Source organism: Collinsella sp. HCP3S3_E11 (genome assembly GCF_052067375.1).
Classification (GTDB): domain Bacteria; phylum Actinomycetota; class Coriobacteriia; order Coriobacteriales; family Coriobacteriaceae; genus Collinsella.
The window spans coordinates 1-21,069 of the sequence record NZ_JBQHQI010000018.1; the positions used below are offsets into that span (position 1 = coordinate 1).

A 21,069-nucleotide genomic window follows, 5' to 3' on the forward strand; every position below is an offset into this window, starting at 1 on the left:
ACGGTGAGCCCGGCGCCGCGAAGCGCCCTGGCCCTCTCCACCATTCTCCTACTGTATGCCATGCGGACTCCGTTCCGGACCTCAACGGTCCAACTTTTTGTCCGCAGTCCCACCCTCGGGCGCGTTCCAAAATCGTCCCGAAATAGCTCATTTACGAGAAAGGACTCGGAACCATGACCAATTCTCTGCCCATGAAGACCCGCGCGATGATGTACGAGCAGCAGCTCGATCACCTGCCCCGTCTTGTGGACGAAATGTACCGAAGAATCGAAACACTCGCCCCGAAGCGCTATGCGGGCATCGTGCACGACAGCGACACGACGGACGCGGGACGTCCGGCAGCCGCGCATCTTCACGTGATGATGGAGTTCCAGAATCCGCGCTCGCTCAATAGCATCGCGAAGCTCCTTGGAGATAAACCTGAGCGCATCGAGGCTTGGAAGGCAGGTGTGGAAAACGGTTTTTCCTACCTGTGCCACAGAACGGATGGCGCACGATCCAAGCATCAGTACGACCCCAAAATCGTGCGCTCCAATTTCGATTACCCAGCGCTACTTGCTTCTATTGAGTCGCGCGTTGCTCGAACGAGGTCCCATAGCAGCATCAAAGTCCTTCTCGATGACCTTCTCGAAGGTCGTATCGACAAGGAGTCCTTGATCTCTCAGCTCTCCGGATCCGAATATGCCCGGACATAGCGTCAGATCGAAGACGTTTATGCACGCCGCCTTCAGGTTCAGGCCCGGGAATGGCGGGGGTTGATGCTCAAGGGCGAAAGAAGGGTGGAATCAGTTTGGATCTTCGGGCCTGCTGGAACGGGGAAGTCCACCCTCGCAAAGCTCTATGCGAAGCGGAAGGGCGAACCGTTCTTCGTCTCTGGATCTACGAGAGACATCTTTCAGGGGTATGAGGGCAAGCACACGGTGATTCTTGACGAACTTCGTCCCTCATCCATCCCCTACGCCGACCTGCTTCGCATCACGGATCCCTATGCGATGGAGCATGAGGTGATGGCACCGTCCCGATATTCCGACAAAGCGATAGCCGCCGATCTCGTAATCGTCACGACGCCCTACAGCCCCTTGGAATTCTATGGAGAACAGATGCGCCGATCCGCGACTTATCGTCCGCAAAACGATGTCGACGGATTTGGTCAACTTGAGAGGCGCCTCTCCGTCGTTGCGGAGATGCAGACGAGGGAGATCTGTCTCTCTGAGTTTAGGCACGATCTCGACGGATACTGGCCGGTCGAAGGTTCCTCTCGTACAAACCCATATTCGAGTTATGCGCGAGGACTCGCCCCCTCGTCCTGCGCCAACGCTCTTTATAAAGAGCTTCTCGACACCGTTTCGCACTTGACAGCTTAACCAATCGGGCCCCGTGCGATAATCTTGAAATATCGCATCGGGGCTCTTTTCTGAACAGGAAGGAGCCTGCTAGTGACTGTGAGAAAAGACAGCAAAGGGCGAATCCTCAGACGCGGGGAAAGCCAGAGAAAAAACGGCCGTTACTGCTTCAAGTATGTGGATGCAAGAGGTAAAACGCGGAGCGTCTACTCGTGGACCTTGACAACTCATGATCTAACTCCGAAGGGGAAGAAAGCCAGTCCGTGCTTGCGCGCGTTGGAGCATGAGATCCAGCGCGATCTGCTTGATAAGGTCGCGCCGAACAATATGACAGTCTACGAACTCGCATCTCGTTACACTGAAACAAAGACTGCCGTGAAACAATCCACTCGAGCCGCCTACAAGACGATCCTCAATTTTCTTGCTACAGATGAATTCGGCTCGCGACGAATATGCGGTGTCACCTCCCTTGATGCCAAGGAATGGCTCATCAACCTGCAAAAAATCCACGGCAAGCGCTATAGCACAATCCATAGCATCCGTGGTGTTCTGAGACCGGCGTTTCAACTGGCAGAGGAGAACAGCCTGATTCGCCGAAATCCCTTCTATTTCGAGCTCGCAACGATACTGACAAACGACATGGTTACACGCAAGGCCTTGGCCACTAACCAAGAACGCAGATTTCTTGCTTTCGTGGAGGGCGATGAACACTTTCACCGCTATCGTGACGCCATCTACATCCTTCTAAATACGGGCCTGCGCATTTCTGAATTCTGCGGTCTTACCGTCGAAGACCTTGATTTCAAAAACGGAAGCATTCGGGTAAACAAGCAACTTCAGCGGACCAGCAACATGCGATACTACATCGAACGTCCCAAGACGGAGAGCGGGATCCGCTATGTTCCCATGACTCAAGCCGTGACAGAGTGTTTCAGGAGTATCCTTGCGCAACGTCTAAAGCCTTCGAGTGAGCCGGTCGTTGACGGTGTTAGCGGTTTTCTGTTTCTTGATAAAAACGAGATGCCGCGTGTTGCCCTGCACTGGGAGAAGTACTTCCACCACGCGATAGAGAAACATAATCGCATCTACAAGGATGAGCTTCCCAAAATCACACCACATGTCTGCCGACATACCTTCTGCTCGAAGATGGCACGCAGGGGAATGAACCCTGCGAAGCTAAAATGCATCATGGGCCACTCCGACATCAACGTGACTTTTAACACATACACCCATCTTGATTTCGACGACGTCAGAGAGGATATGCTGAAAATTGGATGCAAAGGACGGTCAACATTGTGACAACAAGTCGTAAACCCTCGTTCTTTACGACAATTCTTACGACGCTGGAAAGAAGAATAATCCGCTCATTTATGAATCAATTTGATATTCTGTCCTTGACGAGGGATCAAAAAGCAGTGCGATTATCTGCGAAAACTCTGATATTCGAGAGGTTTTAGCCAATGCGCAAAATCCTATTTGTCTGTCATGGGAACATCTGTCGCTCGACGATGGCTGAGTCGGTGTTTGCCGAGCTGGTGCGCCGTGCTGGGCGCGAGGCGGAGTTCGTCATTGATTCTGCCGCGACCTCGACCGAGGAGATTGGCAACCCTCCGCATCATGGCACCGTCGCCAAGCTGCGCGAGGTCGGGATTCCCGTCGTTGCGCACCGCGCGCGCCAGGTTCGTCGCGCGGAGTATGGTGACTGGGACCACATCGTCTATATGGATGCCGAGAACGCGCGCGGCCTGCGTCGCATCTTCGGCGACGATGCCGACGGCAAGATTTCGCGGCTGCTGGATTGGACCGATCGCCCCGGCGACGTCGCCGATCCCTGGTACACCGGCAACTTCGATGCCACCTACCGCGATGTGCTCGCCGGCTGCACGGCCATGCTCGAGCAACTGTAGGCGCCCGGGCGGCGCGGATGCGTGAGCCACGCCATCGGCATAAAATGAGCGTGGATAATCTCCCGCATACAAATTGAGCGTGGATAATCTCCCACTTTGAACGCAAAACGGCGCTCTAAACGGGAGATTATCCACGCTCATTATCTTGGTGGGAGAAAATCCACGCTCGATTACTCGTCGACGATCTCGGCGAGCCAGACGTTCAACGTATCGACCTCGGGGCAGCAGAACTTTGCCGTACCGGGCTCGTTGCCGGGCACGGTTCCGCCGTAGCGCAGGATGTCGATATAGGGAAAGCCCACATGGCAGGCCATGGAGCACATCTTGCCGCGATCGCGGTCGAAGTCGAAGACGTCGCCGGGCGTGTGGCCATGGTGGCAGCGGCACGTGCCCAGCTGGTCCACGCAGCTAATGCGGATACGTGGGCGCTTGCCGCGTGGCGCGCCGAGCAACTTGCCCTCGCTCGCGGGCTCGGGGCCGCTTTCGCTGGCGCTACTCATGGTCGATCACATCCAGGCAGGCCTCGATGGGCAGGCCGGCAGACTTGTCCTCTTGGTCGGCATTGCGCTCGATAAGCTCGGCCACCACACGCATGGCATCGGACGTCGCGCGCTGCAGACTCCAACCTGCCATAACGCGGCCGACGAGCACTGCCGAGAACGTATCGCCCGTGCCCGGGAAATAGACCGGAATAAGCTCAAAGGGAATCGTAAAGTACTCCCCCGCCACATGGTCGTAACCGATAACCGCGTTCGTGCCATTGACCACGGCGCTCGTAATAACCACCGACTTGGCACCCAGCTCGCGCACGGCGTCCACAAGGGCGCGGGCCTCTTCGGGCGTAATTTGCTCGGCAATAGGCCTATCGGCAAGCAGGCACGCCTCGGTATAGTTGGGCACCGCGTAGTCTGCGCACTCCAGCAGGTGCCGCATAAGGCTAATCGTGGACTCGGGCACGCCCGCATAGAGCTTGCCGTTGTCGCCCATGATGGGGTCGACGAACACCTTGGTGCCCTTTTGCGCACGGCGGTGGCAAAAGTCCGAGATGATGCGCGCCTCTTCCTCGGTCACGATAAAGCCGGTCGAGATGGCGTCGAACTCAAAGCCGAGTTCTTCCCAGACGGCAAGACTCTGACGCACGTACTCCGTGGTGTCGTGGATGTAGAACTTGGGATAGTTGAGCGTATCGGACACAAGTGCCGTCGGCAGATTGTGGATACGGTAACCCATGTGCGACAGCACCGGCAGCATGGCGGAAAGCGCGACCTTGCCGTAGCCGCACATATCGTTGATCAGCAACAGCTGAGTGTTCTTCATGAGTGTCCCCCTTGGATCGGGCGCGGCGCAACGGCGCCACAGTGCAACTAAGTGTAGCGCAGGGGACGTTGCGAGCGGAGTCGAGCGGCACGAAGGGCAAATTGTTGCGGAAAGGTTTCGGAAACGAGGGGCTAGCTTGCTTCATTGCGGCTCATTTGCCGCCACTTATTCAGTGCCATTTCAAAACTATGCCGGATTACGGGGCTGAACCTGAATGAGCCAACCACACCCCTTATTTTCAAATCATAGCGAACCTTCTACCTGCGGTTTTCTTTTTACCAATTTCGGCATGGTCGGCAATCCGTCATTCAGCCCCGTAATCCGGCATAGTTTTTAAGTTAGTCGTTGGGGACGTTCTTAAACGACTAGTCAAACAAGAACGTCCCCAACGACTATCCCAACAAGGGCAACGCCGATGTTTTGACGAAGTCAGCGAAAACCCGCCAGAGTGAGCAAGGTGCCTTGAAACGAGGCGGCATTGACCTTCTGGTCATGCCGCCGAAGTTGAAAGGCAGATTGCCGCTCTGGCGGGTTTGCAGCGTCGAGCCGTTACGCGGTTTGGTAAAACCGCGTAACCACTAGTTTGGTACCTTGACTTTGATTTCTCACGCTCCTAAATTGATTAGGCACAAAACAATTCCACTACCTAACTAAAGAAAGGAGCAGCACTAATTCATGTGCGATGAACCTCTTAGCCTTTGCTCGCACGAGCCCGGCGGCGACCCGTCACAGCCGGCGGATGTATCCGAAGCGGTTAGCTCGGAAGACAAGCTTGCCAAGCGCATCCTCAATAACCTGGGCTTTTGCGGCCATTACATGCATTTTCATGGCGGAGGCGTGTCCGGCAAGGCGCCCATCATCTGCCTACTGGCCAAGCAGCCCGGCGGCGAGATGTCGCAGCAGGAACTCGGCATGCACTTCGGCCTCAAGCCGGGGTCGCTTTCCGAGATCCTGTCCAAGCTCGAGCTCAACGGCCTCATTGAGCGCAGCCGTAACCCCAAGGATCGACGGCAACTCACCATTCGCCTAACCGAGATCGGCTGGGAGAAGGCCCGCATCGACCAAGCCTCGCGCATCCGCTTTAGGGAACAGGCCTTTAGCGCGCTCACCCACGACGAGCGTGAACAGCTCGCCGAGATGCTCGAGAAAATCCGCGTAACCTGGGAGGAACTGGATGATTAAAACCCTTATGGGCAGCATCCGCGATTACATGAAGGTCACGATCGCTACGCCGCTGCTGGTGCTTGGCGAGGTAATCTGCCAGATGATGATCCCGTTTATCACCGCCGACATGATCGACGCCATCAAGGACGGCACCGCCGTTACCGAGATGCTGCCCACCGCCGGCCTTCTCGTACTCATCGCACTGACGTCACTCGCCTTTGGCGCCGCCGCGGGCATCACCTGCAGCCATGCCAGCTGCGGCTTTGCCAAGAACCTGCGTCGCGACCTGTTCTACAAGATCCAGACGTTCAGCTTCGCCAACATCGACGAGTTCTCGACCTCCTCGCTCGTCACGCGCCTCACCACCGACATCAACAACGTGCAGCAGGCCTTTATGATGCTCATCCGCATCGCCGTGCGCTCGCCGCTGGTGCTGGTCTTTGCCTTTACCATGGCATACGCCATGGGCGGCAGCGTCGCCATGGTCTACCTGGTCATCATTCCGCTGCTGGGCTTTGGCCTGTTCTTTATCATCTATAAGGTGCGCCCGATCTTTACCCGCGTGTTCCGCAAGTACGACGCGCTCAACGAATCGGTCGAGGAAAACGTCACCGGCATGCGCGTGGTCAAGAGCTACGTGCGCGAAGACTTTGAGAAGGAGAAGTTCGCCACCGCCGCGCGCGACGTCCAGATGGACTTCACCCGCGCCGAGAAGTTGCTCGCCTTCAACAACCCCATGATGAACATCTGCGTCAACGGCGCGTTCGTCATCATCATCTACCTGGGCTCCAAGCTCATCATCACGAGCCAGGGCACCCTGTTCGATGTGGGCCAGCTCTCCTCCATCTTTACCTACGGCTTCCAGATTCTGATGAGCCTAATGCAGCTGTCGATGATCTTTGTCATGGTGACCATGGCAGATGAGTCGGCGCACCGCATTACCGAGGTGCTGGCCGCCGAGCCCACGATCGCTAACCCGACCGAGCCCGTGCACGAGGTTGCCGACGGCTCCATCGACTTCGATCACGTGAGCTTTAAGTATTCCGAGCATGCCCGCCGCCAGGCGCTCGACGATATCGACCTGCATATTAAGAGCGGCGAGACCATCGGCATTATCGGTGGCACCGGCTCGGCCAAGTCGACGCTCGTGAACCTGATCGCCCGTCTGTACGATGTCACGGAGGGCACCGTGCGCGTCGGCGGCGTGGACGTGCGCGACTACGACCTGGACGCGCTGCGCCACCAGGTAGCCATGGTCCTGCAGAAAAACGTGCTGTTTAGCGGCACCATCGCCGAGAACCTGCGCTGGGGCGACCCGAACGCCACCGACGAGGAAGTCCGCGAGGCCGCACATCTGGCCTGCGCCGACGAGTTTGTCGACGGCTTCCCCAAGGGCTACGACACCTGGATCGAGCAGGGCGGCTCCAACGTTTCCGGCGGCCAGAAGCAGCGCCTGTGCATCGCGCGTGCCCTGCTGCGTCGCCCCAAGATCTTGATCCTGGACGACTCCACGAGCGCCGTCGACACCAAGACCGACGCCAAGATCCGCGAGGGCCTGGCGAGCTACCTGCCCAACACGACCAAGCTCATCATCGCCCAGCGCATCAGCTCCGTTCAGGACGCCGACCGCATCATCGTCATGGAGGGCGGCCGCATCAAGGACATCGGCAACCACGATGAGCTGCTCAAGACGAGCGAGATCTACCGCGAGACCTTTACCTCGCAAAATAAGATGAGTGCCGAAGGCGAGGACGCAGGCGAGACCGCCGCAGCCGACACCGAGGCATCCGCACCGCAAGCTCAGACTCAGGAAGGAGGCGAGGCACATGAGTAAGGCCGCTACCGCCGAGCGCGCGCGCAACCGCAAGGGCGGCACCATGACGCGCCTGATCAAGATGCTCTTTGGCTTCTACCCGGTGCTTTTGCCCCTCGTCGTCGCCGGCGTTGTGCTCTGCGCCATCATCAACTCCATCGGCGCGACGTTTCTCCAGAGCGCGCTGCAGGTCATTAGCGAATCGTGGCAGTCGGGCGACTGGACGGCCGCGCAGCCCAAGATTCTGAAGCTCGTGACCACCCTCGGCTGCATCTACGCCGTGGGCGTCGCCTCCTCGCTCTTCTGGAACCGCGCCATGGCCGTCATCACGCAGGGCTCGCTCGAGAAGCTGCGCGAAAAGATGTTCAACCGCATGCAGGACCTGCCGATTCGCTACTTCGACACGCACCAGCGCGGCGACATCATGAGCCACTACACCAACGACATCGACACGCTGCGTCAGATGATCAGCCAATCGCTGCCCAACCTGCTCATGACGATCATCGTCATCGTCACCGTGTTCTTCATCATGCTGTATTACAGCGTGTGGATGTGTCTGGTCATTGTTGCCGGCGTCGCCTTTATGACCTTTATGACCAAGCTGCTCGGCTCCAACTCCGCGCGCTTCTTTATCGCGCAGCAGACCGAGCTCGGCGTGGTCGAGGGCCATATCGAGGAAGTCATGAACGGCCAGAAAGTCGTCAAGGCGTTCTGTCACGAGTCCGCTGCCGAGGCCGATTTTGACGAGCGCAACGAGAAGCTCTTCGAGGTCTCGCAGAAGGCCAACATGTACGCCAACATCCTCATGCCGATCCTCGGGAACCTGGGCGACTTGCTCTACGTGCTGGTCGCGCTGACCGGCGGCATCTTCCTGGAGCTGGGCGTGCCCAACCTGAGCCTCTCGGGCATGGCGCTCTCCATCGCCGTCGTGGTGCCGTTCCTCAACATGACCAAGCAGTTCTGCGGCCAGATCGGCCAGATCTCGCAGCAGATCAACGCCGTGGTCATGGGCCTTGCCGGCGCCGAGCGCATCTTTGAGCTGCTCGACGAGGAGCCCGAAGCCGACGAGGGCTACGTGACGCTCGTCAACGCACAGGTGAACCCCGAGACCTGGCAGCTCGAGGAAGCCGACCACCGCACCGGCATGTGGGCATGGAAGCACCCGCACCGCGCGACCGGCGAGATCGAGTACGTGCCGCTGCGCGGCGACCTGGTCATGGACAACGTCGACTTTGGCTATACGCCCGACCACGAGGTGCTGCACGGCGTGTCCGTATATGCCAAGCCGGGCCAGAAGGTCGCGTTTGTCGGTGCCACCGGTGCCGGTAAGACGACCATCACCAACCTCATCAACCGCTTCTACGACATTGCCGACGGCAAGATCCGCTACGACGGCATCAACGTCAACAAGATTCGCAAGTCCGACCTGCGTCGCTCGCTGGGCGTGGTGCTGCAGGACGTGAACCTGTTCACCGGCACTGTGATGGACAACATCCGCTACGGCAACCTGGACGCCACCGACGAGGAGTGCATCGCGGCGGCCAAGCTCGCGGGCGCCGACGACTTTATCACCCGCCTGCCCGACGGCTACGACACCATGCTCACCGGCAACGGCGCGCAGCTGTCGCAGGGCCAGCGCCAGCTGATTTCGATCGCACGCGCTGCCGTCGCCGATCCGCCGGCAATGATTCTGGACGAGGCCACGTCGAGCATCGACACCCGCACCGAGGCCATCGTGCAAGCGGGCATGGATAAGCTCATGGAGGGCCGCACGACGTTTGTCATCGCGCACCGCCTGTCCACCGTGCGCAACGCCGACGCAATCATCTGCCTGGATCACGGCCGCATCATCGAGCGTGGCAACCACGACGAGCTGATCGCCAAGCGCGGATATTACTACCAGCTCTATACCGGAGCGTTTGAGCTGGAGTAGCTCAAAACATCCCCTACGCTCCCAACGGAGCTCCCCGAGGGAGACGGGGTGTTTACTCCGTGCTCAAACATTCTCGCTTCGCTGCGAAACTGCGCGCGGAGCAAACACCCCCGTCTCCCTCGGGGAGCGCCTGCGCACACGGTCTTTTCTCGCAGCCTGAAAAGAAGCGGTGAGGCCCTGGCCGTTTGGCCGGGGCCTCGTTTTGTAAGGATAATTTGGGAGGTGGTGGAGGAACAGTCTTTTTGGGACGGGGCTAAATTAGCTGGTTCTCCATCCCAATATCGATGAATCAACAAATCGCAACTGAGCCCTAATCCAAAAACAGCTAATTTAGCCCCGTCCCAAAAAGACTGGTCAAGCTAACGGAACGCCGTAGCTAAAAAAGCCCCGTCCCAAAAAGACTGCTTTGGTAGAACGTCGGGTGGTATCCTTGGTAGCCCTGTGCTGCAAACGCACCTTAAACGCAAGGAGTCCCATGGATCTTATCGCCCAGCTCGCCCGCGAGCTCAACCTTAAGGCCGCCAACATCGAGTCAGCCGTCAAGCTCATCGACGAGGGCAACACCATCCCCTTTATTTCGCGCTACCGCAAGGAAGCCACGGGCGGCATGGACGACGTCGCCCTGCGCGCACTCGACGAGCGCCTGTCCTACCTGCGCAATCTTGAGCAGCGTAAAGAGGACGTCATCCTGCTCATCGACGCCCAGGGCAAACTCACGCCCAAACTCGAGCAGCAGATTCGCGAGGCCACGCAGCTCCAGCGTGTCGAGGACCTCTACAAGCCCTACCGCAAAAAGCGCATGACTCGCGCGCAGAAGGCCCGCGAGGCAGGCCTTGAGCCGCTCGCCAACATGATCATCATGCAGGCCTCGGCCAAGGGCAGTGCACTCGACGCCGCCGCGGCATACGTCAACGAGGAGGCCGGCTTCGACACGCCCGAAAAGGCGCTTGCCGGCGCGGCGGACATCGTGGCCGAGACGGTGGCCGAGGACCCCGAGAACGTCGCCGACCTGCGCGCCTTTACGCAGAACACCGCCGACATCGTCGTCGAGGCCACCGACCCCACCGAGAAGACTCCCTACGAGCCGTACTACAGCTATGACGAGCCGCTGCGCCGTATTCCCAACCACCGCGTGCTGGCTATCGACCGCGGTGAGCGCGAGGGCAAGCTCCGCGTGCGCGTGAACGTCGACGGCACTGCCGCCACGGCGCGCCTCGGCAGCCGTTGGCCCCGACGCCAGGGCGTGTTTGCGCCCGTCTTTGATGCCGCCATCGCCGACGGTTACAAGCGCCTCATGGCCCCCTCGCTGGAGCGCGAGGCCCGCGCCAAGCTCACCGTCCGCGCGCAGACCGAGGCCATCAACGTCTTTGCCAAGAACCTCGAGGGCCTGCTCTCGGCACGCCCTGTGCGCGGCGCCCGTGTGCTCGCACTCGATCCGGGCTACCGTACCGGCTGCAAGGTCGCCGTCATGGACGAGACCGGCAAGCTACTCGACCACGGCGTGGTCTACCCCAACAAGCCGCGCCACGACGTCGCCGGCACCAAGCGTGAGCTCGCCCGCCTCGTCAAGAAGGACGGCGTCAACACCATTGTCATCGGCAACGGTACCGCCAGCCGCGAGACCGAGGAAGTCGTCTCGGAGTTTATCGCCGAACAGGCGCCTGGACTGCGATACACCATCGTCAACGAGGCCGGCGCATCGGTGTACTCCGCCTCCGAGCTCGCCAGCCAGGAATATCCCGACCTGGACGTCACCGTGCGTGGCGCCATGAGCCTGGGCCGCCGCCTGCAAGACCCGCTGGCAGAGCTCGTCAAGATTCCACCCCAGTCCATCGGCGTTGGCCAGTACCAGCACGACCTTGACCAGGCCGAGCTTTCGCGCACCCTGGGACATGTGGTGGAGGACGTCGTCAACCGCGTGGGCGTCGACGTAAACACTGCAAGTGCGAGCCTGCTGGGATACGTATCGGGCATCACGCCGAGCGTAGCCAAAAACATCGTGGCCTACCGCGAGGAGAACGGCGCCTTTACCGATCGCCGGCAGCTTAAGAAGGTCCCCAAGCTGGGACCCAAGGCATATCTCAACGCCGCGGGCTTCCTGCGCATTAGCGGCGGTAAGAACCCGCTCGATGCGACGAGCGTCCACCCCGAAAGTTACGAGGTGGCCACGGCCGTCCTGGAGCGTGCAGGTGTGGCGGCAAGCGAGCTCAGCCGCGGCGGCGTGCCCGATATCGAGCGACGCATCGGCAGCATTTCGGCGCTGGCAAGCGACCTGGACTGCGGCACCCTCACGCTCATCGACATCGTCAACGAGCTCAAGAAGCCTGGCCGGGACCCGCGCGACGACGCGCCCGAGGTGATCTTTAGCCGCTCAGCACTTTCCATCGACGACCTGGAACCCGGCATGGAGCTCAAGGGCACGGTGCGCAACGTTGTGGACTTTGGCGCCTTCGTCGACGTGGGTGTGCACCAGGACGGCCTCGTGCATATCTCCAAGCTGGCCAACCGCTTTGTCAAGCACCCCAGCGACGTGGTGCGCGTCGGCGACACGGTCAAGGTGTGGGTCGAAAAGGTCGATCGCGACCGCAAGAAAATCTCCCTCACCATGGTGCAGGGCAAATAGCCGCCAAAGCGGACGTCCCCCTCTTCGCGGCGTGCAAAATTGCGAGTATTCAGCATCTCCCGATAGCCCCGCGGCGCTTCAGAGGGCCATAAAAGCAAAAACGGCCCCCGTTTTGGCGTTTTAGGGCCAAAACGGGGGCCGTTCCGCGCTTCAACCAGCTGGTAAAAGTCTTTACCATGCTGAAAACTCGCGATTTTGCACGTCGCTGCAGGGGGTACCCTTGCTTAGGGCAGAATATGGAAACCCAAAGCGGCGATATCCTTGGCAAAACCGCGTACGGTATCGAGCGAGACCTCGTACGGGTCACGGCCGATGTTCTTGCGCTTGGCTAGGATGCTGTTGGGCACCGTGATAATCTGGCAACCGCAGGCCTCGGCCTGGTAAATGTTGATAAGCTCGCGCGTGGACGCCCACAGGACCTCACAGTTGGGCTTGGCAGCGGCCTTCTTGACTGACTCCGTCATAAACGGAATGGGATCGACGCCGGTATCGGCAATACGGCCGGCAAAAAGCGAGATGATGGACGGCGTCTCGGCGTCAACGGCCTCGACCATCTCATCGACCTGCTTAGGCGTAAAGATGATGGTAACGTTGACCTTGATGCCGTCGGCCGAAAGCTTGCGGACCAGCTCGGCGGTGGACTCGCCCTTGGTGGTCACGCACGGAATCTTGACGTAGACGTTCTCGGCCCAGGTAGCAATCTCGCGCGCCTCGACCTCCATGGTCTCGACGTCGTCGGCAAAGACCTCAAACGAGACGGACACATCGGTGATGTGGGCCAGAACCTCCTTGGCAAACGCGCGGTAATCCGTCACGCCACCCTTCTTCATAAGGGACGGGTTGGTCGTGAAACCCTGAACGTTGCCGTTCTCGTACATGTCGAGCATGCCCTCGAGGTTTGCACCGTCAGCGAACACCTTGATTGCCATCTGCCTGATTCCTTTCGTTTGCATACGGCCGATAAACTGCTAAACACTTTACCTACGTTTATCAAGGCGTAAGCTGCGGTTTTTTATCTTCTCGGCGAACGGTTTTGCAGATTTACCATTTTTATATCGACATTCCAGCGGCAAAACGTTTTTGCCAATCATCGCGGTTGATTCCATTGGCGACTCAGAGACAGCGCTTCACCGGCGCGTTTTCACAACCGCTCCAAAACAAAAAGCGGCGACGCCTCATTTGAGACGTCACCGCTTCCGTGTAGGAGCCGGTTATCGGAGCTCCGCCCGATTAGGGCCTAACGTATGCCTAGATTACTCTTCCTCAACGTGATTGATCACAGCACCCTTGGTGTGGATGAAGTTGGGGACGAAGGCGACGACCAAAAGGACAGCGAGAATCGCGTAGACACCGGTGGTACCGAAGGCCTCGGCAGCGCGGCCGAGCGTAATACCAATGACGGAGAAGTCGAAGTCGCCAAACGTAGTGTTCTTGAAGCCAAAGACGTCAAGAACGGGCAGGAGCAGGGCCGGGGCAAAGGTGATGAGCAGGCCGTTGACGAAAGCGCCAAGAGCTGCACCCTTGCGACCGCCCGTGGCATTGCCGTAGATACCGGCGGTAGCACCGCAGAAGAAGTGGGGAACCATGCCCGGGATGATGAAGATGCCCAGGGTAGCGCCCACGATGAACATACCGACAACGCCACCGATAAAGGAAGCGACAAAGCCGAGGATGACGGCGGTGGGAGCATAAGGGAAGAAGACGGCGCAGTCGACGGCGGGGATGGCACCGGGGATCAGCTTGTTGGAGATGCCCTGGAAAGCCGGGACCAGGTCGGCGAGAATCATACGGACGCCGTTGTAGACGATAGTGACACCGACGGCGAAGGACAGGGCACAAGTCAGGGCATAGACGATCACATTGTCGCCGCCAGCGGTCTTGGTAACGACCGCAGGGTCTGCGATGTAAGCGGCAAAAGCGGTAACCAGGTAGAAGAAGGCCATGGTAAGAGCCGTGGAGATGGTGGTGTCGCGCAGGAAGGCAAACTTCTCGGGAACCTCGATCTTCTCGGTGCTGTTCTCCTCGGCGTCCTTAGCAAAAAGCGTACCGACTGCAGCGGAGATGTAATAGGCGAGTGAACCGAAGTGGCCCATGGCGATTTCATCGCCATCGGTAACCTTCTCGGTGAAACGCTGACCAACGGCGGGAAGCATAGCACTCACGAGGCCCAGGAACATGCCGCCCACGATGACAAGCTGGACATCCTGGAAGCCAGATGCCTGCAGAACGGCAGACAGCAGGCAAGCCATAAACATGCTGTGATGGCCCGTCAGGAAGATGTACTTAAACTTGGTAAAGCGGGCAATGATAATGTTTACGACGTAGCCGAGAATCAGGATCATCATGGTCTGAACGCCAAGGACGCTCTGAGCCATCGAAACGACGACCTCGTTGTTAGGCACGACGCCGGTGATGTGGAAACCGGTCTCGATGAAGGTCCCCAGCGGAGCAAGGTTCTCCTGAACAACAGCGGCGCCAGCAGACAGCATGATGTAACCAAGAATGGGCTTCAGGGTTCCCGTCATCACCTTGTGGGCAGGGCGCTTGAGCGCAACAAGGCCCACAAAGGCAAACAGACCCATGATCCACGCTGGCTTGGTCAGAATCGATTGGATAAACTCAAGTATGGGAAGGATGGCTTGCATCTGCGCTTCCTTTCTCTCTAACGTGGGCGCGGTTCCCTCTTCCACAGGGAACCGCCCTTTTTTATGCCGCTTTAGGCGTTAGCAGCGGCCGCCTTGATTGCCTCAAGGGCGTCTTCGCGGATCTTCTTCTTGTTCACATAGCTGCGAACGATCACAACGTTGCCGTGGAGCTCGGGGGCGAGCTCCTTAACGGTGATGAACAGATCCGGATTTGCGGAAGAAGCACCGTTCAGGTCCATAGACTCAACGTCGGCCTTGATGCCCTCCTCCTCGCAAAGCTCCTCGACTTTGCCAGCGAGCATCAGGCTAGACCCGATGCCGTTTCCGCATACGGTGATGATATGCATGGCAACCTTCCTCTCCTACACGTGACGGTTTTCCGTCTATCCAAAAGCGGCGACGCATCGCCGTGCCATTAAGGCCTAAAAGAATGAACGCATGGTCTCCAAAACCTGCTCGGGCGTATCGCATGCGCTGAGCTTGGCAACGCAGTCCTCGTCCTCGAACATCTGCGAAAGCTCCGCCAAGCAGCCAAGATGAGCCTTGGGGTCGGGTGCGCAAATACCCACGAGCACGTGAACCGGATCGAAATCCTCATGTCCAAATGCAACGGCAGGGTCAAGCGTGACAATGCAGATGCCGGCCTCGCTCACATTGCCATCGGCCTGAGCGTGAGGCATGGCAATGCCCTCTTCCAAGACCATATAGGGACCGAATTTGTGAACCGACGAAATCATGGCGTCAACATAGCTCTGGTCGCATTTGCCGGCGTCAACGAGCAGCTTACCGCATGCCTTGATCGCTTCCTCCCAATCGGAGGCCTCGACGTGGCAGGCAACAAGCTCGGGCTTAAGAAGATCGGTCAGCATGCTCGCCCCCTACTCCTCGGGCAGGATATGGAAACCAAGTGCCTGAATGTCGCGGGCGAAGCCCTTGACCGTATCAAGCGAGTACTCGAGTAAATCTTTTCCGAAATTCTTGCGCTTGGCAAGAAGGGCATTGGGAACCGTAATGATCTGGCAGCCAACGGACTCCGCCTGGAAGATATTGAGGACCTCGCGCGTAGACGCCCAAAGAACCTCGGCAGCAGGCTTGACGGCGGCCTTCTTTACGGACTCCGCCATGAGGGGCAGCGGATCGACGCCGGTATCGGCAATGCGACCGGCAAAGATGGACAGAATAGAGGGGGTCTCGGCAGAGACGGCATCGACAAACTCGTCGACCTGCTCAGGCGTGAAGATAGTGGTGACATTCACCTTGATACCGTCGGCAGAAAGGCGCTTGACCAGCGCGGCGGTGGACTCGCCCTTGGTGTTGAGTGCCGGGATCTTAACGTAGACGTTGTCTGCCCAGGTTGCAATCTCGCGGGCCTCGGCTTCCATACCCGCCTCGTCGTCGGCAAATACCTCAAAAGAGACCGACACATCGGTGATGTGCTCAAGAACCGTCTTGGCAAAAGCGCGGTAGTCAGTCACGCCACCGGCCTTCATAAGGGAAGGATTGGTCGTGAAACCCTGAACGTTACCATTGTCATGCATGTCAAGCATGCCTTCGAGGTTAGCGCCGTCGGCAAACACCTTGATCGCCATGTTCGGTCCTTTCTCATCTAGCACTATTGCTATCGAAAGCCTTCTTCTTTGTTTCAAAAGCTTTTCGGTTTTCTTTTATAAACCATTTCAAAAGCTATCGAAAGCTCAATTGTCATCTTTCCGTAAACGGTCGAATATCGGGTGTGAACGTACTTCTTTTGGGCGGCACCTTCAGAACAAGACCCTCTACACGCTATTTAAGTGCAAACTATCTGCTACGCATGCATTTGGGACATGCCATTCCGTTCATTTGATTCATTCGATTTTGCCTTGTCCTTTTCATATCGATACGTTATATTTCGATTACGAAAGGCGTATCTTTTGCCTTTCGTTCAAAAGGAGCGGCATATGGCATCTACTTCAGACCTTTCACCGGCCGAGCGTCAGCGATTTATTATGAACTGGCTGGCCGAAAAGCCAAATATCTCGGTATCCGACATCGTTCGCCGTTTTTCGGTTTCGGAAGTCACCGCACGACACGACCTCGTCTCGCTGGAATCCGAAGGCAAGCTGCGTCGCGTACGCGGCGGAGCGGTATCGCTTTCTCGCTCCAACGCAATCTCGTATCCCGAGGAGCGTATCAATGTCCAAGTCGAGGCCAAAGAGGCCATCGCCGCAACCGCGGCAACTCTTGTTGATGATGGCGATGTTCTGGTAATTGATATCGGCACCACAGGCTTTTACTTCGCTAAGGCCCTCATGGACAAGCGTGAGATCACCATTATCACCGGCGATCTTGCAATCGCGAACTATGCCAGCTTTAATCTCCCCAATGCTTCGGTAGTGCTGCTGGGCGGCTCCGTGCGCAAGGGCCACCTCTATCTCGCGGGCGCACTAACGCTCGACTGCATGAGCAAACTCCATGCCGACAAGGCGTTTGTCAGTGCCGACGGATTCCACCCCGACCACGGTTTTACCGTCGAGCACGACTTCTCAGCCATGATCAAGCATATGTACCTGACCAACTCAAACCAGAGTTACATGATGGTTGACCAGGGAAAGTTCAACAAGACCAGTTTTTATCAGTCCGCGCAGATCGATGACCTCGATGGCATCATCGTTGATGGAGACGACGAGGACATCATGACGGCGGCGATCGAGAGCAGTCGCAGCCATCCCAAGCTCTATATTGCAAAATAGCTCAAATGGCCGGGTCGCCCCCCCTGCGGGCGACCCGGCCATTTATTCAATCAACCCAAAATGCTGCATCGCTGTGACGGTGCCGTCGTGTGCGACATCGTCGGTCACGTAGTCGGCGACCGCCTTGACCTCGGGCATGGCGTTGCCCATGGCGACAGCCGTCTCGACCGAAGCGAGCATGCCCAGGTCGTTGCCCGAATCGCCAAAGCCAAAGGTGCGCGCATTTCCTTCGCGGCCCAGATACGCCAGCGCTCGCGCCACGCCCACGCCCTTGTCAATGCCCTTGGGGCTCAGCTCGCGATTCTGACCACCGGTGTTGCACAGCTCAAACTCGCAATCGATAAAGCCGTCATCATTGGCTACGCGAGCCAAACTGGGCACACTGAGGCATACCTTGCCCACGCGCAGACTGCCGTCGACGCGCATTTCCTCGGTGCTGTGCACCACAGAAGTGCCAATCAGAGACGACTGCTCAACGCCCACAGGCTCCAGGGCAAAAGTAGCCACGTTGGTCTCGAAAAAGGCCTCAATCCCTGCCGCGGCCATACGGCGCGCAAGCTCCTCGATAACGTCCTCGTCAAAGCAGTCCTCGTGTACCACGCGTCCCTCGACCTCGAGCGTGGCGCCTGCCATGGCCACGACGCCCGCGGGGTCGAGCGCACGCAGGCTATCGGCGATAAGCCACAGGGGGCGACCCGTGCAGATAAATGCCTTGTGCCCTGCATCGCGCAGTGCACGGAACGCCTCAACCACCGTCTGCGAGGGGCGAACCGCCGAAAAGTCCTTATCGGTCATATCGTCGGGATCGAACGACGTCAGCGTGCCGTCCACGTCAAAAAAGAGCACGGCGGAATCGGGGCACGCATCAATCATATGGGTTCCTTTCGGGGATGAGGGCAAACGAAGCATCCATCATATAATGGAGCGACGCAACCAGAGAGGTCACCCATGGAATTTTACGCAAGCTGCCCCGAGGGCTTTGAGTCCGCACTCGCCGATGAGCTTAAACGCCTCGGGCTTTCGCATGTCCGCCGGCTGAAGGGCCGCGCTACGTTTGAGGGCGAGCTCGAAGAAGGCTACCGCGCCTGTCTGTGGTCGCGCCTGGCGAGCCGCGTGTTCGTGGTTCTTGGGCGCTTTGAGGCGCAGGATGCCGATGAACTGTACGATAGCGTTTACGACATCGCCTGGGAGAACATCATCCGTCCCGGCGCCACCATCGCCATCACCGCCCGCGGCGTGACCGAGCAGCTGCGCAACACACGCTTCTCTGCCTTGCGCGCCAAGGACGCATTGTGCGACCGCCTGGCCGAAACCACGGGCCGTCGCGCCGATGTCGATGCCGCCGATCCCGATGTTCACCTGCTGCTTTCGCTGCGTCAGCGCCGCGCGAGCATAAGCCTGGACCTTTCGGGCGACCCGCTGTTCAAACGCCTGCCGCCCGCAGCGACCCGCGCCGGCGAGGGCGCGCACGTGCTGCGCCCCGACTACGCCGCCCTGGTGCTGGCGCAGGTCGGCTGGACCGCACTGTGCGAGCGCGAGTTGACGGCCGACGATTACGAGAACGAAGCCCTGCCCACGCTGATCGACGCCTCGTGCGCCGGCGGCGGTCTGCTGCTGGAAGCCGTGAACATTCTGACCGACCGCGCCCCGGGCGCTGCACGCGAGCGCTGGGGCTTTGAGGGCTGGCAGCCGCACGACGCCGCCCTGTGGGAGCAGCTGCTTGCCGAGGCACGCGAGCGCGAGGCGGCGGCGCGCGAGCGCCAGGCGCGCATCGTCGCCGTGGACATTGACCCCGCTGCCCGCAAGACTGCCGAGCGCATGGTCAAGTGCGCCGGCTACAAGCGTTTTGTCGACTTTTGCGCTGCCAAGCCAGCCACCGTGCTGGACCATGCAGGCGCTGTCGCCGGTGCCGCCGTGGTCGCAGACACCACCGAGACCCCGCTTTCGCTCATGCACGACGCCATGACGCTGGTCGGCGAGCTGCGCCGCGCGCCCGAGCTTGCCGCGGCGCCGGTCGCCGCGCTCACCCGCGATGAATTGCTGGCCCGCTCGCTCCACGCCGAGCCCGAGCGCTCGATCGCCGTCATGCCCAACAACGAGGAGGCGACCGTCGAAGTCTGGCCGTCGCTCGACCACGCCGCCGCAGCGTTTGAGGCTGCGACCAGCGCAGATGCCGAGGCCGAGGTTGCGGATACCAACGAAGTCAACGACAAAGCCGCCAGCACCCCCATGCCCGAACCTGCCGCCACACTCGACCTGGGCGACGGCAAGCCGCTGCCCGTGCTCATCCCCGAGTCCGAGCAGTTCGCCAACCGCTTGCGCAAGAACGCCCGTCTGCGTCGCAAGTGGGCAAAGCGCGAGGGCGTGAGCTGCTACCGCGTCTACGATGCCGACCTGCCCGATTACTCCGCCGCCATCGACCTGTACGAGGGCTGCCCGCAGACGCCGGGCCGCTGGCTCGTCATCGCCGAATACGCCGCGCCCAAGACCATCGATCCCGCGCTTGCCCAGGCCCGCATGCTCGACATTCTGGCCATCGCGCCGCGCATCCTAGATGTTCCCGCCGAGCACGTGCACGCCAAGGCCCGCATGCGTTCGCGCGGCGGCTCGCAGTACGGCAAGCAGGGCGCCGGCAAGGGCGGCTCGGGCGAGCGCGCCAATATCGCACGCCGTCGTCTGCCGCTCATCGAGGAGGGCGGCCTTACCTTTGCCGTCAACTTTGACGACTACCTGGACGTCGGCATCTTCTTGGATCACCGCGTCACCCGCAACCTGGTGCGCGAGCACGCCAAGCAGGCGCGGCGCTTTCTCAACCTGTTCGCCTATACCGGCACCGCTACCTGCTATGCGGCAGACGGCGGCGTCGAGGAAACTGTGACGGTCGACCTCTCCAACACCTACCTGGACTGGGCCGAGCGCAATATGCGCCAGAACGGCTTTGTTGGTCCGCAGCATCATTTTGTGCGCGACGACGTGCTTGCCTGGATTCGCGTCCAGCGCCAGACGCGCAACCGCTGGGACCTGATTTTTGTCGATCCGCCCACGTTTTCGAACTCATCAAAGATGGGCCGCCGCACCTGGGACGTCCAGCGCGACCATGTTGAGCTTTTGGCCGGCGTATCGCGCCTGCTCGCACAGGGCGGCCACGCCATCTTTAGCTGCAACCTGCGCGGCTTCCGCCCCGAGACGCGCAAGCTCGCGCGCGCGGGCGTCGTGCTAGAGGACATTACGGCGCAGACCATCCCCGAGGACTTTGCGCGCAACCAGAAGGTGCACCATTGCTATATCGTGCGCCGCCTGCCCATCGAGGACGCCATGGCCGAAATCGGCTTTAGCCCCGAGGAGATTGCAGAGCGAACCGAAGAGCTGCGCAACCCCGAGGCCCGCAAGCCCCGCGCAACGGCGCCCGCGCACGCGCAGGCCGGAGACCGAGGGTCGCGCGGCGACGGCAAGCCTGCCTGCGCCGGCAAGCCCAAAAAGAAGAAGTTCTACGCCAGCAAGCCCAAGGGCAGATAAACCAAGTTGCGGTGGAATACGGACTGTTTTGCCTGGAAATTAGGCAAATTTAGACCGTATTTCACCGCAACTCATATTG

General features: G+C 59.4%; 18 protein-coding genes. 10 read left to right on the forward strand and 8 right to left on the reverse strand.

Going from position 1 to position 21,069, the window contains the following annotated elements; all coding sequences use genetic code 11:
• Positions 1–173 precede the first annotated feature (173 nt).
• The 4 genes from ACTM86_RS08320 (at position 174) to ACTM86_RS08335 (ending at position 3,250) form a co-directional block, all read left to right on the forward strand.
• Entirely contained in the window at positions 174–695 is a 522-nt protein-coding gene (locus ACTM86_RS08320) for a Rep family protein (RefSeq protein ID WP_117743461.1), read from the forward strand.
• Positions 696–758: 63 nt separating this feature from the next.
• Entirely contained in the window at positions 759–1,364 is a 606-nt protein-coding gene (locus ACTM86_RS08325; RefSeq protein ID WP_117734894.1) for a hypothetical protein, read from the forward strand.
• A 72-nt stretch (positions 1,365–1,436) separates the two neighbouring features.
• Positions 1,437–2,642, forward strand: a complete 1,206-nt coding sequence (locus ACTM86_RS08330; RefSeq protein WP_199407132.1) for a site-specific integrase — start codon at positions 1,437–1,439, stop codon at positions 2,640–2,642.
• 161 nt (positions 2,643–2,803) lie between these two features.
• Complete coding sequence (locus tag ACTM86_RS08335; RefSeq protein ID WP_117743459.1) at positions 2,804–3,250, forward strand: low molecular weight protein-tyrosine-phosphatase; 447 nt, start codon at positions 2,804–2,806, stop codon at positions 3,248–3,250.
• Between the two features lie 170 nt (positions 3,251–3,420).
• On the opposite strand, the gene ACTM86_RS08340 is transcribed toward ACTM86_RS08335, so the two are convergent.
• Entirely contained in the window at positions 3,421–3,750 is a 330-nt protein-coding gene (locus ACTM86_RS08340; RefSeq protein ID WP_441017131.1) for a TIGR04076 family protein, read from the reverse strand.
• A complete protein-coding gene (locus ACTM86_RS08345; protein ID WP_441017128.1) occupies positions 3,743–4,567 on the reverse strand; it encodes a PfkB family carbohydrate kinase in 825 nt (274 codons plus the stop codon). The genes ACTM86_RS08340 and ACTM86_RS08345 overlap by 8 nt, the downstream gene beginning before the upstream one ends.
• A 675-nt stretch (positions 4,568–5,242) precedes the next feature.
• On the opposite strand from ACTM86_RS08345, the gene ACTM86_RS08350 reads away from it, so the two are divergent.
• The 4 genes from ACTM86_RS08350 to ACTM86_RS08365 all read left to right on the forward strand — a co-directional run bounded on the left by ACTM86_RS08350 (position 5,243) and on the right by ACTM86_RS08365 (position 12,100).
• On the forward strand, positions 5,243–5,749 hold the full coding sequence (locus ACTM86_RS08350; protein ID WP_441017125.1) for a MarR family winged helix-turn-helix transcriptional regulator: 507 nt from the start codon (positions 5,243–5,245) through the stop codon (positions 5,747–5,749).
• Positions 5,742–7,565 (forward strand): ABC transporter ATP-binding protein, encoded by a 1,824-nt coding sequence (locus ACTM86_RS08355; protein WP_441017122.1) that lies wholly within the window; start codon positions 5,742–5,744, stop codon positions 7,563–7,565. The genes ACTM86_RS08350 and ACTM86_RS08355 overlap by 8 nt, the downstream gene beginning before the upstream one ends.
• Positions 7,558–9,477 (forward strand): ABC transporter ATP-binding protein, encoded by a 1,920-nt coding sequence (locus ACTM86_RS08360; RefSeq protein ID WP_441017119.1) that lies wholly within the window; start codon positions 7,558–7,560, stop codon positions 9,475–9,477. The genes ACTM86_RS08355 and ACTM86_RS08360 overlap by 8 nt, the downstream gene beginning before the upstream one ends.
• A 475-nt stretch (positions 9,478–9,952) precedes the next feature.
• Positions 9,953–12,100: a Tex family protein gene (locus tag ACTM86_RS08365; protein ID WP_441017116.1), complete on the forward strand. Its 2,148-nt coding sequence runs from the start codon at positions 9,953–9,955 to the stop codon at positions 12,098–12,100.
• Positions 12,101–12,324: 224 nt separating this feature from the next.
• Here ACTM86_RS08365 and ACTM86_RS08370 read toward each other — a convergent pair whose 3' ends face one another.
• The 5 genes from ACTM86_RS08370 to ACTM86_RS08390 all read right to left on the reverse strand — a co-directional run bounded on the left by ACTM86_RS08370 (position 12,325) and on the right by ACTM86_RS08390 (position 16,334).
• Positions 12,325–13,029, reverse strand: a complete 705-nt coding sequence (locus ACTM86_RS08370) for a transaldolase (protein WP_441017113.1) — start codon at positions 13,027–13,029, stop codon at positions 12,325–12,327.
• Positions 13,030–13,353: 324 nt separating this feature from the next.
• Positions 13,354–14,745, reverse strand: coding sequence for a PTS ascorbate transporter subunit IIC (locus ACTM86_RS08375; protein WP_089573144.1), 1,392 nt, complete (start codon positions 14,743–14,745; stop codon positions 13,354–13,356).
• 71 nt (positions 14,746–14,816) lie between these two features.
• On the reverse strand, positions 14,817–15,092 hold the full coding sequence (locus ACTM86_RS08380) for a PTS sugar transporter subunit IIB (RefSeq protein ID WP_022094539.1): 276 nt from the start codon (positions 15,090–15,092) through the stop codon (positions 14,817–14,819).
• Positions 15,093–15,167: 75 nt separating this feature from the next.
• Positions 15,168–15,614, reverse strand: a complete 447-nt coding sequence (locus ACTM86_RS08385) for a PTS sugar transporter subunit IIA (RefSeq protein WP_154517874.1) — start codon at positions 15,612–15,614, stop codon at positions 15,168–15,170.
• A 9-nt stretch (positions 15,615–15,623) separates the two neighbouring features.
• On the reverse strand, positions 15,624–16,334 hold the full coding sequence (locus ACTM86_RS08390) for a transaldolase (protein WP_117564350.1): 711 nt from the start codon (positions 16,332–16,334) through the stop codon (positions 15,624–15,626).
• A 348-nt stretch (positions 16,335–16,682) separates the two neighbouring features.
• Here ACTM86_RS08390 and ACTM86_RS08395 point away from each other — a divergent pair, with 348 nt between their 5' ends.
• Positions 16,683–17,474 (forward strand): DeoR/GlpR family DNA-binding transcription regulator, encoded by a 792-nt coding sequence (locus ACTM86_RS08395; RefSeq protein ID WP_441017110.1) that lies wholly within the window; start codon positions 16,683–16,685, stop codon positions 17,472–17,474.
• Positions 17,475–17,516: 42 nt separating this feature from the next.
• Here the strand turns inward: ACTM86_RS08395 and ACTM86_RS08400 are convergent, their stop codons facing one another.
• Positions 17,517–18,347, reverse strand: a complete 831-nt coding sequence (locus ACTM86_RS08400) for an HAD-IIB family hydrolase (RefSeq protein WP_441017108.1) — start codon at positions 18,345–18,347, stop codon at positions 17,517–17,519.
• A gap of 75 nt (positions 18,348–18,422) precedes the next feature.
• Between ACTM86_RS08400 and rlmKL the strand changes: the two genes are divergently transcribed.
• Entirely contained in the window at positions 18,423–20,990 is a 2,568-nt protein-coding gene (gene rlmKL / locus ACTM86_RS08405) for a bifunctional 23S rRNA (guanine(2069)-N(7))-methyltransferase RlmK/23S rRNA (guanine(2445)-N(2))-methyltransferase RlmL (RefSeq protein ID WP_441017105.1), read from the forward strand.
• Positions 20,991–21,069: the final 79 nt, after the last annotated feature.

What these genes read in the sequence shown, in the direction of transcription:
- ACTM86_RS08320 (WP_117743461.1), top strand. Translation starts at nt 174, where the DNA reads ATGACCAATTCTCTGCCCATGAAGACCCGCGCGATGATGTACGAGCAG.
- ACTM86_RS08325 (WP_117734894.1), top strand. Translation starts at nt 759, where the DNA reads ATGCTCAAGGGCGAAAGAAGGGTGGAATCAGTTTGGATCTTCGGGCCT.
- ACTM86_RS08335 (WP_117743459.1), top strand. Translation starts at nt 2,804, where the DNA reads ATGCGCAAAATCCTATTTGTCTGTCATGGGAACATCTGTCGCTCGACG.
- ACTM86_RS08340 (WP_441017131.1), bottom strand. Translation starts at nt 3,750, where the DNA reads ATGAGTAGCGCCAGCGAAAGCGGCCCCGAGCCCGCGAGCGAGGGCAAG.
- ACTM86_RS08345 (WP_441017128.1), bottom strand. Translation starts at nt 4,567, where the DNA reads ATGAAGAACACTCAGCTGTTGCTGATCAACGATATGTGCGGCTACGGC.
- ACTM86_RS08350 (WP_441017125.1), top strand. Translation starts at nt 5,243, where the DNA reads ATGTGCGATGAACCTCTTAGCCTTTGCTCGCACGAGCCCGGCGGCGAC.
- ACTM86_RS08355 (WP_441017122.1), top strand. Translation starts at nt 5,742, where the DNA reads ATGATTAAAACCCTTATGGGCAGCATCCGCGATTACATGAAGGTCACG.
- ACTM86_RS08360 (WP_441017119.1), top strand. Translation starts at nt 7,558, where the DNA reads ATGAGTAAGGCCGCTACCGCCGAGCGCGCGCGCAACCGCAAGGGCGGC.
- ACTM86_RS08365 (WP_441017116.1), top strand. Translation starts at nt 9,953, where the DNA reads ATGGATCTTATCGCCCAGCTCGCCCGCGAGCTCAACCTTAAGGCCGCC.
- ACTM86_RS08370 (WP_441017113.1), bottom strand. Translation starts at nt 13,029, where the DNA reads ATGGCAATCAAGGTGTTCGCTGACGGTGCAAACCTCGAGGGCATGCTC.
- ACTM86_RS08375 (WP_089573144.1), bottom strand. Translation starts at nt 14,745, where the DNA reads ATGCAAGCCATCCTTCCCATACTTGAGTTTATCCAATCGATTCTGACC.
- ACTM86_RS08380 (WP_022094539.1), bottom strand. Translation starts at nt 15,092, where the DNA reads ATGCATATCATCACCGTATGCGGAAACGGCATCGGGTCTAGCCTGATG.
- ACTM86_RS08385 (WP_154517874.1), bottom strand. Translation starts at nt 15,614, where the DNA reads ATGCTGACCGATCTTCTTAAGCCCGAGCTTGTTGCCTGCCACGTCGAG.
- ACTM86_RS08390 (WP_117564350.1), bottom strand. Translation starts at nt 16,334, where the DNA reads ATGGCGATCAAGGTGTTTGCCGACGGCGCTAACCTCGAAGGCATGCTT.
- ACTM86_RS08395 (WP_441017110.1), top strand. Translation starts at nt 16,683, where the DNA reads ATGGCATCTACTTCAGACCTTTCACCGGCCGAGCGTCAGCGATTTATT.
- ACTM86_RS08400 (WP_441017108.1), bottom strand. Translation starts at nt 18,347, where the DNA reads ATGATTGATGCGTGCCCCGATTCCGCCGTGCTCTTTTTTGACGTGGAC.
- rlmKL (WP_441017105.1), top strand. Translation starts at nt 18,423, where the DNA reads ATGGAATTTTACGCAAGCTGCCCCGAGGGCTTTGAGTCCGCACTCGCC.